This is a genomic window from Varibaculum sp. C0165D1 (genome assembly GCF_056590355.1).
In genome coordinates, this window is record NZ_JBWPVY010000001.1 from 130,449 (window position 1) to 143,708 (window position 13,260).

Here is a 13,260-nt window from a genome sequence, read left to right on the forward strand (position 1 = left end):
GGCGGAGCTTAATCTTTTCGGTACGCTAGCTCACATCTGGAGCGCTCTCATTTCCAGAATAACGCGTTGTGCCCTAAGATTATCAGCGTTGCAATTTATCCGAAAAGGGGAAATCTGCCGTATACAGGCAACCCCCCGAATACAAACCGCGGGAGCGTATTTGTGAAAACAGACGTGGAAAAGCTGGAAGAAACCAGGGCGAAACTAACCGTTCAGGTACCCTACGAAGATCTCAAACCCGAGATCGATAAGGTATATAAGCAACTAGGTAAACAGGTTGCTGTTCCAGGATTCCGCCCTGGACATATCCCGAATCAGATTATTGACCAGCGGATCGGACGTGGCTACGTACTCGAACAGGCCATAAATGAGCGTCTGGGGGACTTTTACGGCCGGGCGTTAAACGAAGCGGAGCTAACTCCCCTGGGCCAGCCCGAGGTTGAGGTGGTAGAAACTCCCGCAGTTGAGGGCAAACCCGGTGGGGATCTTAAGTTCACGGCGGAAGTTGATATTGTCCCCGATTTTGAGCTGCCCTCCCTGGATGACGTTACTTTAGAGGTAGCGAAGCTGGAAGTAAGTGACGAGGACGTCGAAAAAGAACTCGACCAGCTGCGTGACCGTTTCGCTTCCCTGAAGACCGTAGAGCGACCCGCTCAAGACGGGGACTTCACCTCTATTGATATGGTTGCCAAGATTGGAGACGAGGAAATCGACTCAGTTTCCGGGGTTTCCTACCAGATTGGTTCCCAGTCTATGCTCGCCGGGATGGATGAAGCCCTGACCGGAATGAGCGCAGAAGAAACTACCGAGTTTAAATCCACCTTGAAGGGCGGAGACCACGAAGGCGAAGAAGCTGATGTGACCTTAACCCTCCATAAAGTTAAAGAGCGGGAACTGCCCGAGGCCGATGATGATTTTGCCCAGATGGCTTCCGAATTCGACACGATTGGAGAGCTCCGTAGCGACTTGCGGGGCAATGTTGAGAAGATGCGTCGCCAGCAGCAGGCGCTCGAAGCCCGGGAGAAACTACAAGACTACCTGGTAGAAAACACGGATTTCCCGCTGCCGCAGCGCTTTGTTGACGGCGAGGTTGATCGCCTAGCCGAAGGTAAAGAAGACGCTGACCGCGATGAAATCGCCGAGTCGGTAACGAAGCAAGCCAAGCAGCAAATTCTGGGAGACCGGATCGCTAATGAGCGTGAGGTCGAGATTGACCCCAATGAGCTTTACCAGTCCATCTTCGAGATTGCCCAGATGTATGGGGTTGATCCGATGCAGATGCTGCAGGACCAGAACCAGGTGGCTGCGATGGGACAAGATCTGCGCCGTAACCGCGCCTTGGTGTCGGCACTACGGGAAGTAACTGTTAAGGACGAAGACGGCACCGAAATTGACCTTTCGGAGTTCACTAAGGACCCGGCGGAGGCTCGTGCCGAAGCGGCGGCCAAGGCTGCGGCCGAGGCCTCTGACACCGCTGAAAATGAAGCGAGTGCAGAAGAAAATCAGGACCAAGAGAACTAGTTCTCTTTAGGGATCAGTTAACCTTTTAGATCTGGTGGGGCAGGAAGCGGAAGCTTTTTGCCCCACCAGCATTTACCACAGATACTCTTGATGAAGATGGATCAAGCATCAGATTGTCCTGCGCTAAAAGCGTAAATGGGCATGTATAGGAAGAAAACCGTCCCTAAAGACGGTAGTTTGATAGAGAAGTATTTTTAGTCCCATAGATAAGGAAAAACCTGTGCAAACTGCGCCAGTAAGAAATGAGGGAGACCAGCCTAGCTCCCTAGCTTTAGGTGACCATGTTTTCAATAAGCTGTTAAAAGAACGGATTATTTGGTTGGGGTCAGAAGTTGCGGAGGAAAACGCCAACCAGATTTGCGCCCAGATGATGTTGCTGGCGGCGCAAGACCCGGAAAAGCCGATTTTCCTCTATATCAACTCGCCGGGTGGCTCAGTAACTGCCGGCATGGCTATCTACGACACCATGCAATATATCCAACCCGAGGTAGTAACCGTGGCGCTGGGCATGGCAGCCTCAATGGGACAGCTGCTCCTTACTGCCGGTACTCCCGGTAAGCGCTACGCGACCCCTCATGCCCGCATTTTGATGCACCAACCCTCGGGGGGAGTGGGGGGTACTGCCTCTGATATTCGGATTAATGCCAACTTGATTTTGCAGATGAAGCAGGAACTGGCAGAAATAAACGCGCAACGTACCGGCAAATCAGTCGAAAGAATCCGAGAAGATTCGGAACGTGACCATTGGTTCACGGCTCAAGAGGCGCTCGAATACGGTTTTATCGACCATGTTATCGAGTCGGCTCGCAACCTCGGCGCTGATGGAAAGGAACTGTAAACAATGGCTTTTTCACCTTTATATCCGGCGGGCGCCCCGCGTCTAGCTGCAAATATGCCGATTGACCGCTACGTGCTTCCCGAGTTTGAAGAACGTACCTCCTACGGTTTCAAGCGTCAAAACCCCTATACCAAACTCTTTGATGAGCGCATCATTTTCCTGGGGGTGCAGGTAGATGATTCTTCTGCCGATGATGTGATGGCGCAGCTACTGGTATTGGAATCGCAAGATCCCGATTCTCTAATCACCATGTATATTAACTCTCCCGGTGGTTCCTTTACCGCTATGACTGCTATCTACGACACTATGCAGTATGTTAAGCCGCAGATCCAGACGGTTTGTTTGGGGCAGGCGGCTTCGGCGGCGGCAGTGCTGCTAGCCGGAGGCTCTGCCGGAAGCCGTTTGGCTTTGCCCAATGCCCGGATTGTGATTCACCAGCCGTCAATGCAGGGTTCGCAAGGGCAGGCTACCGACATTGAAATTATTGCGGAAGAGATCGATCGGATGCGTACTTGGCTGGAAGATACTATCGCCAAGCATTCGGGACAGACCGCCGAGCAGGTGCGGAAGGATATCGAGCGCGATAAGATCCTGACGGCCCCGGCAGCTAAAGAATACGGCCTGATTGACCAGGTTTTGGAGTCCCGTAAAAGCCCGCTAAAACCCTAGCACCCTTAGTAAGCGTGTTGGCGCTGCCAAGCTGCAAAAATACGTTTAGGCTAAGAGATGCAGGTTTGATTTAGGAGGAACTGGGTGGAGGACGAGGCCGAGCTGTTAAAGTGCTCGTTTTGTGGAAAGACCCAACGGCAGGTGCGCAAGCTTATTGCCGGGCCCGCGGTCTATATCTGTAATGAGTGCGTTGATCTCTGTAACGAGATTATGGAAGAGGACAGCGCGAAGCATTCACGTTCTAAAGCTAAACCCCTACCGAAGCCAAAAGAAATATTTGACTTCCTCAATCACTACGTTATCGGCCAAGAACAGGCCAAACGCGCACTTTCAGTAGCGGTTTATAACCATTACAAACGGGTACAGGCAAAAGAGCGCGGTCAGAACATCGATATGTCTCTGACCAAGTCGAATATCTTGCTGCTAGGTCCCACCGGCTGCGGTAAAACTCATTTGGCGCGGTCCTTAGCGAAACTACTCAACGTCCCGTTTGCCATCGTGGATGCCACTGCATTAACCGAAGCTGGGTACGTGGGCGAGGACGTCGAAAACATCCTGCTCAAGCTGATAAACGCTGCTGACGGAGATATTAAACGGGCAGAACGCGGGATTATTTATATCGATGAGATCGATAAAATTTCCCGCAAAGCCGAGAATGCCTCGATCACCCGAGACGTGTCGGGGGAAGGCGTCCAGCAGGCGCTCCTAAAAATTATTGAGGGCACGGTCGCGTCGGTACCTCCGCAAGGGGGACGGAAACATCCGCATCAAGAGTATCTAGAGATTGACACCAATTCGATTCTGTTTATCGCGGCGGGTGCTTTTGCCGGGATTGATGAGATCGTTAAGTCTCGGCTGGGCCAACATTCTACCGGGTTTGGCTCCTCCTTGAAATCTGCTGCTGAACACGGTGACCTGTATGCCCAGGTCAGTGCCGATGATCTACATCGTTTCGGGCTCATCCCCGAATTTATTGGGCGTTTACCAGTCTTAACTTCGGTAAAAGAACTTACCGAGGCAGATTTGGTGCGAGTACTAGTAGAGCCCGAAAATTCTCTGGTTACCCAGTATTGTTCGCTATTTGAACTAGATGGGATTGACTTGCATTTTACCGATGGGGCGATTCACGCGATGGCCCGCATGGCGCAAGAGCGAGGCACTGGGGCGCGAGCACTTTCCTCCATTATGGAGGCAGTTTTAAAAGAAACTATGTTCGAGGTACCCTCGCAACCTGATGTGCGCTCAGTTACCATTACCGAAGAAGTCGTGAAGCAGGGGGCTAAACCCACCTTGTTAGAAGCTGTTTCCAATTCGAAGACCGCCTAGCGTGGACAGTACTCGCTCTTGCCCGCGCCCTCCTTTATTCTGAAAACATGACTAAAGAGCAGCGCCCAGCAAACAGTGGTTCTATTCCGCCAGAGTTAGCACAGGCACGCGCCACTATCGATAATATCGATGCGGCGCTAATCCATATTTTGGCGGAACGTTTCAAATGCACCAAAAAGGTTGGGTACCTAAAAGCGAATCTCGGTCTTAACCCGGAGGATAAGGGTAGGGAACAGCAACAGGTGGCCAGGCTGCGAGCTTTGGCGGAAGAGGCGGGACTGGACCCGGTGTTTGCGGAAAAGTTCTTGAACTTCATCGTAGAGGAAGTTATCCGCCACCATATCGATATCGCGGAACAACAGCGGAGCTAACCGCGCTTAAGAGTGGCTATAAAAAATTCGCCGGGTGGGGACCCGCCTAACTACTTATTCCTCTTCTAGAGGGCCGCCGTAGATAGCGTTAATTTCGTTTTCAAAACGCTTTAGCACTACCGAACGTTTTACCTTTAGCGAGGGGGTCATGGTGCCGTTTTCTAAAGAGAAATCGATGGTTAATACCCGGATTTTACGGATAGATTCGGCGCGGGAAACCTTTTGATTAGCGCGCGCCACTGCTCGCTCCAAAGCCTTTAAGACCGCGGGGTGGCGGGCAGCGCCGGAAATATCCATAGGCGGCAAGTTGTGGTTCCGCAGCCAGCCCGGAAGCATCTCGGCGTCCAGAGTTACCAACGCGGCAATGAAAGGACGACGATCCCCAACTACCACCACATTTGATATGAGGGGGTGTCCACGCAGACCGTCCTCGAGAATTTCTGGAGAAACATTCTTGCCACCGGCAGTAACAATAATTTCTTTCATGCGACCGGTGATATGTACGAAACCTTCGGAATCAATCCAGCCTTTATCTTCAGTACGTAGCCAACCGTCCTCGGTATAAAGCCCAGCGGATTCTTCCTTTAGATTCAGGTATCCCGGGGACATGGGATCGCCCTGGAACTGTACTTCACCCTGCTCAGAGACGCGTACAGCAATCCCAGGCACTGGCTGCCCCACCGAACCGATCTTGGCGCGGTCAGGTACATTCACGGTAGCCGGGCCTAAAGTTTCGGTCAAACCGTAGCCTTCGCAAACCGTGACGCCAATACCGCGGAAGAAATGACCAAGACGTACTGAAAGGGGACCGCCCCCAGAAATAATATATTTGGCGTTTCCTCCCAAAAGGCTGGTCAACCGGGACAACACCAGTTGGTAAAAGACTTGCCGACGTACCTTCAAGGCTCGTGATGGCCCTTCAGGAGTGTCTAAGGCTTTGGAATAGTCAATCGCAGATTTTGCAGCCAGGCGGAATAAACGCAGTTTTATCCCGGTTCCCGCCGAGGCATCGGCGGCATTGTAGATTTTTTCCAGGACGCGGGGGACGGCCAGCAGATAGGAGGGCTTAAAAGCAGCTAAATCTGCCAGCAGGTTCTTGGTGTCCGGCACTAGGCCTAGTACCCCCGGCCCGACTAACGCTCCCCAGGAAACTAAGCGGGCAAGGGCGTGCGCTACCGGTAGGAATAGCAGGCAACGGGTGGTTTTCTGCAACCCGATCTCCGCCAAATAGTCCAGAAGATTCGGTAGCAAGGCCGTAGCATTCCGCTGAGTGATAATCGTGCCTTTAGGGCGGCCGGTCGTTCCGGAAGTGTAAATAATGGTGGCAATAGTGTCGCCGGTGATCTGGGCGTTATAGGAGTCAATCACTGCCGGTGCAATCTGGCGTCCCGCCTCAATAATAGTCAGTAGATCCCCGGCAGCCAGGGAATATATGCGGCATTTGCGGTCTGCTCGTGCCGCTACTGCCTGGATTAGCTCCTGAGCCGACTGGTTAGCAGCGATTGCGTAGCGAATATCGGAGTCCTGCAAGATCCATTCGATTTGCGCGGCAGAATCCGTTTCATAAATCGGGACGGTAACGATCCCGATTGCTAGCGCTGCCATATCAATCAGTGTCCACTCATAGGAAGTAGGACCATGCAAGGCTAAGCGGTCGCCGGGCTTTAAGCCGATACCGAGTAGTCCCCGCGCTACCGAACTGATTTCATCCCAGAACTCTCCGGCAGAAACTTTGCGCCACTGTTCCCCGAGCATCGTTTTTTGCTCAATAACCGTCTGCGTGGGATCTTGAGTCACGCGACGGCGAAACAGGGAGACAACATTGTCGTGTTCGGCGCGTATCTTGGTCGCCGGCATGGAAAACTCTGTCAAGGTGCCGGGAGTTTTCCCGGCCACCGCAATCGTTCCTGGTGGGAAGGTAATTTCCTTTTCCACGTTGGTTTCTTGCTTCTGATTGAACCAGTTAGTCACGCTTTTAGCCTACCTTACAGTTACTTGCGCGGTTTCTTTGGCGGAGGGGTGCCTAAAATCGCATCCTGAGTAATGACCTGCGCCTCGGCATCTTTATTAACCTGGACGGTTACCGTTCCAGTTAGTGAAGCAGCCGCATCTAAATCGGCGCGCACTGCCGGCAGGTTCTCTGCTGACCACTCATCGGAGTAAATAATAGTTACCTGCTCGAACGGAGTACGCTGGCCTACCTTCGCTTCGGACTTTACCTTGCGCAGGACGCTCAGCGTGTCGCCCGCTAGTTTCAACAAGTCTGCATCTCCCGCTGCTGCCTGCAAAGCAGCGGTTACCTGCGGCCAAGGAGCAGTATGAACGCTGCCGGTGCGGTACCAGGACCAAACTTCCTCTGCCGCGTAGGGCAGGAAGGGAGCCAGCAGCCGGGTCACGTTATCAACCACGAGGGCGAGGGCGGTGCGGGCAGAATCCTGCACGCCGCTGTCCCAGCTCCCGGCGAAGTTATGGGCGCGATCTTTAACCAGCTCCAGGTAGTTATCACAAAAATCCCAGAAGAAAGACTCGGTTTGCTCTAGCGCCCGGGTATGGTCATAGTTTTCAAACGCGCTGGTAGCGGTGGTAATGACCTCATTTAGCCGGGCGATTACCGCTTTATCTAAGGGAGTAGTTACCTTTGCGGGGTCTAAACACAAACCGGCATCCTCGGTCATCGACAAAGCAAACTTAGAGGCATTGAGCAGTTTCATTGCCAGGCGTCGCCCGATCTTCATTTGTGCTTCTTCAAAAGCAGTATCGGTACCTAGGCGAGCCGCAGCTGCCCAGTAACGCACCGAATCTGAGCCGTGTTTTTCTAGCAGCCCCATGGGAGTAACGACATTGCCTTTAGATTTCGACATCTTCTTGCGATCCGGATCTAGAATCCAGCCGGAAATTGCAGCGTTCTTAAAGGGAAGGGCATCGAACTCCAAATGGGCACGCACCATGGTAGAAAACAGCCAGGTGCGGATAATATCTTGGCCTTGAGGACGCACGTCCATGGGATAGACCCGTTTAAAGAGATTATTATCTCGCAGCCAACCGCCCGCAATCTGCGGGGTCAGCGAAGAGGTGGCCCAAGTGTCTAAAATATCGACTTCGGCGGCAAACCCGCCCGGTTCACCTCGTTGATCCTCCGTAAAACCTTGAGGAACATCGCTGGTGGGATCAATCGGCAAGGTTTCTTCCGCGGGCATGATCACCTGGTCGTAATCGACTTCGCCATTCTGGTCAACGTGATACCAAAGCGGGATCGGCACCCCGAAGAAGCGCTGGCGGGAAACCAGCCAGTCATTATGTAGACCATGTACCCAGTTTGAGTAGCGCACCTTCATGAAATCTGGGTGGAACTTTAGTTCTTCACCACGGGCTAGCAGCTCACTATTGAGGTTGTCGCGGTGTCCACTCAGTGTGTAGTCACTGCCGCCATTGCGGATATACCATTGCCGGGACATCACGATTTCTAGGGGGCGGTCACCTTTTTCAAAGAAGTTGGTTTGCCGCATGGTTTTCTGCGGTTCTCCCTGCAGTTCTCCGCTCTCTTTGAGGGCATCCACGACGATTTGCCGCGCGGTGAAAGTGGTTTTACCGCGGATAGCATCCATAAGTTCAATACCTGCCGGATCAGTGATCCAATCGGTAGCTTCGTGAGTGATCCGCCCATCTTTAGCCAGAATCACCCGGGTGGGTAGTTCTAGGTCGCGCCACCATTCCACATCGGTAACATCGCCGAAGGTACAGCACATGGCGATGCCGGCGCCCTTATCCATTTCCGCCGCCGGGTGGGCTAACACCGGAACCTCAACGTTAAAGCCGGGGCTAGTTACGGTTTTACCAAATAGGTGCTGGTAACGCTGGTCATCCGGGTGCGCTACCAGGCAGCAGCAGGCTGCCAGCAGTTCGGGACGGGTAGTTTCAATAATCACGTCCTGTCCATCCGGTAGATGGAAAGCGAGCGCATGGTAAAAACCGGGATAGTCACGCGCCTCTAGTTCCGCCTGGGCAACCGCGGTTTGGAAAGTTACATCCCATAGACCGGGTGCTGCCGATTGATAGGCTTCGCCGCGTTTTAAGTTCCGCAAAAACGCAGTTTGCGCAACTTTTTGGGAATCCTTAGAAATGGTTTGGTACTGATGTTTCCAATCGACACTGAGCCCCAGGCGGCGCCAGAGTGCCTCAAAAGACTTCTCGTCCTCTTTGGTCAGCTCTTCGCACAGTTCAATAAAGTTCTTACGGGAAATCGGCACTTGATCGCGGGCCTTTACCGATTTGGAATCTCCGTGATGAGGCGGCACAAAATCCGGGTCGTAGGGCAGGGTAGGGTCGCAGCGGACTCCATAATAGTTTTGGGCACGACGCTCGGTAGGCAGCCCGTTATCGTCCCAGCCCATGGGGTAAAACACTGCTTTGCCCTGCATCCGCTGGTAGCGCGCCAGGCAATCGGTGTGAGTATAGGAGAACACGTGGCCTACGTGCAGCGATCCGGAAGCCGTAGGCGGGGGAGTATCAATCGAGAACACCTGCTCGCGCTGCGCCTCGCGGTCGAAAGCATAAACCTGTTGTTCTTCCCAAGCCTCGGCCCAGCGTTCTTCGAGGCCGTCTACACTTACTCGGCCCGGAACCTGGGGGGCGGGTAAGTTCAGATCTGCTAAATCCCGGTGATCATGGGGATTACTCATCGGCCATCTCCTATTTCATCTTTTTCCTGTTTACCGCCTGTTCTTCTATATCGCAGGACAGTAACTGGCGTTTATATACCTTACTAAACTACTCGGTTTACCAGGCCAACCCCAAAATCTAGTTCCACTCTTTCGAGGTACCTTAAGCATTGGAAACGCAGCTGTTTTAGGAAAAGCCCGCCACCCGAAATCTTCAGCAAAGATCAAAATCGGGTGGCAGGCTCTGCTGCAAATGCCTCAACAAACAGCTGCTAACTATGTTGAATTTTCCCGCCGTTTTCGCGAGCAATCTGCAAATTGTAGGGAGTGTCCCAATAAACTTCCTGTTTAAAGGGATTACGTCCGGTGGAACGCACCTTATAGATGTGGTATCCGAACACCACCACATTGGCCACTAGCGCTGCTGCCGAAAGCAAAAACATCGCAGTGGGGTTGTGAGCGCTGCGGTGGGCGAACATGGAATCTTGCATAAAGTGCGGGAAGGTTAGCACTATCGCTGACCAGAAGGTCAAGGTGTAGGCGCGGTATTGAATCCAGGCACCTTTCCCGAAGGCTAGGAAGGCCGGGATGGTACAAGATGCCAGCAAGGCCACTCCCGAATACCAGGCGCGGTCAGCTAGACAGTTGTAAACGTAGGCTACATTCCACAGATCGTAGGCAATAATCCAACCAATAGTCAGATCGCCCCAAATAATCTGTTTGTTCTTGCCTTTGGATACGTAAATACCCATCCAGCCCGAAATCATCAGGAAGTTTAGGATTCCGGCAATACCATTCATGATGTTCCAGGGGCCGCCCCAGGTAACCATCCCTTGCGAGGGATCCACCCCGTGGATGCCGTAGCACTGGAAGTCACGAATCACGGCCTCGATAATATTTATCGCCAAAATGAACGGGGGAATACAAAGGTACCAGCGCTTATCACGCAGCTTCGGGAAATATTGTAGCGCCACCAGCGACAACGACCCGATTAGCGCGGAATATTGTTTCACTATCGGGAACCAGCCATCAGAGTTAGTACCGGCCCGCGAATAGGGCCACCAAAAAATAGTGAGCGCCACCGGGATCACGATGAATACTGCAATCGCAACCCATTTGTAACGGATCGCTAGCCAGGCCAGTACCGCGAGCCCCGCGATCACTACCACTAGCATCAAATAGTCGTACCACTGGCCAAGTTCAAAGAAGAATAGGGTGGGATAGTCTGGTTTCATCAGTTATTTCGCCGCCTTTTTGCCCCAGCCAGGAAGATAGGTTTTCTCTTTCTTTTGCCGGATTTGCTCCTCCCAGGAAAACTCCGGTTCTTCCCAATCAGTGAAATATTCACTATCAATATCCTGCGCCCACGGGGAATCGGAGGAGGTAGGAGGCCAAGTGGGATTATCGGTTACCGGAGGGCGTACCTCGTTTACCGCAGGGTCTTGGCGGCCATAGCGCAGCCACTGGTTGTGGGTCTCTTCGTAGAGTTCGGTGCCGTCCCAGCGTCCCGCGGGAGTGTCATATCCGAAGAGCTTGCCTCCCAGTACTGCCCGCTTAATCCGTCCTTGCCATTGCGGTTTCTTCCGGAACTCCGCTACCCGCTTAACATAGAGGTTTTGCAGATGCGCCATGCATCCGCCGATCAGTTCAATGTTTATCCAGTTGATGGCAGCCGCAAACTTGGTATCGGGTTCAAAACCGATACGCCAATGGTTGATTAATCGACAGCGTTCTCCTTTGAGGGGAATCAGGTAAAAACACCAGGCGGCCGCGTAATGCTTCATCCCTGGGTAGCGGAATGCGAAGGATCCGGGAGCCCGCGGTGGATGCTTGGTATCAACCCATTGGGAAAGATACTTCCCCGGTACTACATCCGCCCATTCCATAGACATCCCGGTGAAGTCAAAGGCGGCGATATCTCCGGGTTTCAGAGCGTCTTCACCTTGCCACTGTTCTTGAATTTCGTAAGAGTTGAAGAAAGGTAGACGCGCAAAAGTGCGTTCCAAGAATTCGGAAGAATAAGAGCCTGCCTTGTCGCAACCTAGCTGTTTTAGGTGCCGATAAACCGCATAGGCGGGAGCGTCAATATTAATGGCGTAGGTTGAGGAGCGACCATTGGAATAGCAACGGTCGATTAAATCATCGGAAGGGTAGTGCCATTCGTTTTCCTCTGCGGTGGCTTTCCCCGAAAACTGACTGAAGCCCAGCATTCCGCCGAGGGCGACGCTGCCCCCGAAAGCGCCGAGGCGCAATATTTTTCCAATTCGACTGTGGTTAGCAGACATTGATCTTCTCCGTAGGTTATTTCTTTTAAAAAAGACAACATCGTTGTCGTCCTTGCGTTAACATATAATACACTACTGTATTAAGAATAGCGGCCTCTTTTAAAGAGAAAAATAGCGTCATATTCGCAGATAGTACTCAATTTAAAAGACAATAGGTAAGCTCAAAACGACCGGGCAGCGTCGCTCGGTTTAAAAGGAACAGTCATGGGATTTTTATGGGAAGTCGGCCCAATCTGGGTCTACCTTTTCTGGATTCTAATTTTTGCTCTCCAAATGTTAGTGGCAGAAATGCATCGCCGCTGGACTTGGACCGCCTTCGCCGTCTGGACAGTCGGTGGAGTTTTACTGATTCCCTATGTCATCATTCACGGGGTTCCTATGGTGGGGTGGTTCCCTTTCGGAAAATTCATCATCATGCTGGCCACCGCCACCATGACTGCTTTCCTGCTGCATTGGGGTAAACGCAATCCCTTAAAGGCCCGTCGCTACGCTATCTGGTTTGGCGTTGCCCTCTGGATCGGCCTGGCAGTAAACATTATGGAAGCCAATATTCGTGACCTGACCATCTACTTTGAAGCCGACACTTACCGCGCCTGCGCCACGAACTTTCAATGCCTGATGGATATTGATTCCTCCCGCTCGATCTCGATGATCGAGGGGCTACCCGAAACCCGCGGAATCACCGCTGCCAGTGGCTCTGTCGCCTGGTATCAAGCGGCTGCCGATGCCTTTAAAGCCAGTGGAGTAGGGATCGACCCGGCCACCGGGTTCCGCACTATCGGCGGATACTGGAATCTGCTGTCGGCCGCCGCCGGGCTACTAAACATCATTACCATCACCGGCCTGGGAAAAATCTTTATTTCTTCGGCAAAGAAAGGGAAAGTACAAGGGCTGATTTGGGCAGATATGGCCTGGCCGTGGATTATTGCCTATGACCTGTGGAACCATTCCTTCCTATATAACTCACTCGCGGACTACACCTGGTACTGCACCTTGGCATTGCTGCTCGCGTGTACGGTTCCCGCTTTTACTTGGGCAAAAGGGCAATGGATCTGGTTCCGCTGTTTCACCTTGATGTTCTGGATAGCAGCTAACAACATTTTGCCGGAGTTGCTAGTGAGGCCCTCCATAATGACCAACTACGCCACGATGAACCCGGTGGCGAATATCGTTTGTGCTTGGCTGGCACTGATTTCTAATGTGGCGCTGTTTATCTATTGGCTATACAAGATAACCAAACATCACCGCAATCCCTGGACAAACTGCCTCTTCTTCGAACTGGGAGCCTTTAGAAAAGTAGTAAAGCTCTACGCGGATGATAAAGACAAATATTTCTTGACCGACTTTATCCTCGAGACTCCCACGCAGCTAGGCTTCGAACCCAAATCTGCAACCCCGCCGGTAGACGGATATGTGGGTTGGATGCCTTGGTGGAAACAAGACAAACGCTATCCGAAGCCGCGTACCCCACTGTCTGCCGACCCTAAGTTGGTAGAAAAGGGGATCAAATCTGATCCCCGCTGGGACGTCACCAAGTCAAAGGAAGCGTAACCGCCTGCAGAAATGCAAAATAGAACGTTTGTTCGTAGGAT

Annotated in this window: 10 protein-coding genes; 6 read left to right on the plus strand and 4 right to left on the minus strand. The window is 52.5% G+C overall.

Features of this window, described 5'->3' with window-relative positions:
- Positions 1 to 162: 162 nt before the first annotated feature.
- The 5 genes from tig to AC1EKS_RS00610 all read left to right on the plus strand — a co-directional run bounded on the left by tig (position 163) and on the right by AC1EKS_RS00610 (position 4,725).
- A complete protein-coding gene (tig, locus tag AC1EKS_RS00590) occupies positions 163 to 1,521 on the plus strand; it encodes a trigger factor (protein WP_481008331.1) in 1,359 nt (452 codons plus the stop codon).
- A 220-nt stretch (positions 1,522 to 1,741) separates the two neighbouring features.
- Positions 1,742 to 2,359 (plus strand): ATP-dependent Clp protease proteolytic subunit, encoded by a 618-nt coding sequence (locus AC1EKS_RS00595; protein WP_481008332.1) that lies wholly within the window; start codon positions 1,742 to 1,744, stop codon positions 2,357 to 2,359.
- 3 nt (positions 2,360 to 2,362) lie between these two features.
- The gene (locus AC1EKS_RS00600; protein WP_481008333.1) at positions 2,363 to 3,028 is read left to right on the plus strand and encodes an ATP-dependent Clp protease proteolytic subunit; all 666 of its coding nucleotides are present in this window, start codon (positions 2,363 to 2,365) and stop codon (positions 3,026 to 3,028) included.
- A gap of 84 nt (positions 3,029 to 3,112) precedes the next feature.
- Positions 3,113 to 4,354, plus strand: a complete 1,242-nt coding sequence (clpX, locus tag AC1EKS_RS00605) for an ATP-dependent Clp protease ATP-binding subunit ClpX (RefSeq protein WP_481008334.1) — start codon at positions 3,113 to 3,115, stop codon at positions 4,352 to 4,354.
- 47 nt (positions 4,355 to 4,401) lie between these two features.
- The gene (locus AC1EKS_RS00610) at positions 4,402 to 4,725 is read left to right on the plus strand and encodes a chorismate mutase (protein ID WP_481008335.1); all 324 of its coding nucleotides are present in this window, start codon (positions 4,402 to 4,404) and stop codon (positions 4,723 to 4,725) included.
- 54 nt (positions 4,726 to 4,779) lie between these two features.
- Here the strand turns inward: AC1EKS_RS00610 and AC1EKS_RS00615 are convergent, their stop codons facing one another.
- The 4 genes from AC1EKS_RS00615 to AC1EKS_RS00630 form a co-directional block, all read right to left on the minus strand.
- Positions 4,780 to 6,696: an AMP-dependent synthetase/ligase gene (locus AC1EKS_RS00615; RefSeq protein WP_481008336.1), complete on the minus strand. Its 1,917-nt coding sequence runs from the start codon at positions 6,694 to 6,696 to the stop codon at positions 4,780 to 4,782.
- 20 nt (positions 6,697 to 6,716) lie between these two features.
- Positions 6,717 to 9,404 carry a valine--tRNA ligase gene (gene valS / locus AC1EKS_RS00620; RefSeq protein ID WP_481008337.1) on the minus strand — a complete coding sequence of 896 codons (2,688 nt, stop codon included), beginning with the start codon at positions 9,402 to 9,404 and terminating at the stop codon, positions 6,717 to 6,719.
- A 251-nt stretch (positions 9,405 to 9,655) separates the two neighbouring features.
- Complete coding sequence (locus tag AC1EKS_RS00625) at positions 9,656 to 10,618, minus strand: DUF5692 family protein (RefSeq protein ID WP_481008338.1); 963 nt, start codon at positions 10,616 to 10,618, stop codon at positions 9,656 to 9,658.
- 3 nt (positions 10,619 to 10,621) lie between these two features.
- Complete coding sequence (locus AC1EKS_RS00630) at positions 10,622 to 11,668, minus strand: hypothetical protein (RefSeq protein ID WP_481008339.1); 1,047 nt, start codon at positions 11,666 to 11,668, stop codon at positions 10,622 to 10,624.
- Positions 11,669 to 11,872: 204 nt separating this feature from the next.
- On the opposite strand from AC1EKS_RS00630, the gene AC1EKS_RS00635 reads away from it, so the two are divergent.
- Positions 11,873 to 13,219 (plus strand): DUF5692 family protein, encoded by a 1,347-nt coding sequence (locus AC1EKS_RS00635; protein ID WP_481008340.1) that lies wholly within the window; start codon positions 11,873 to 11,875, stop codon positions 13,217 to 13,219.
- Positions 13,220 to 13,260 lie beyond the last annotated feature (41 nt).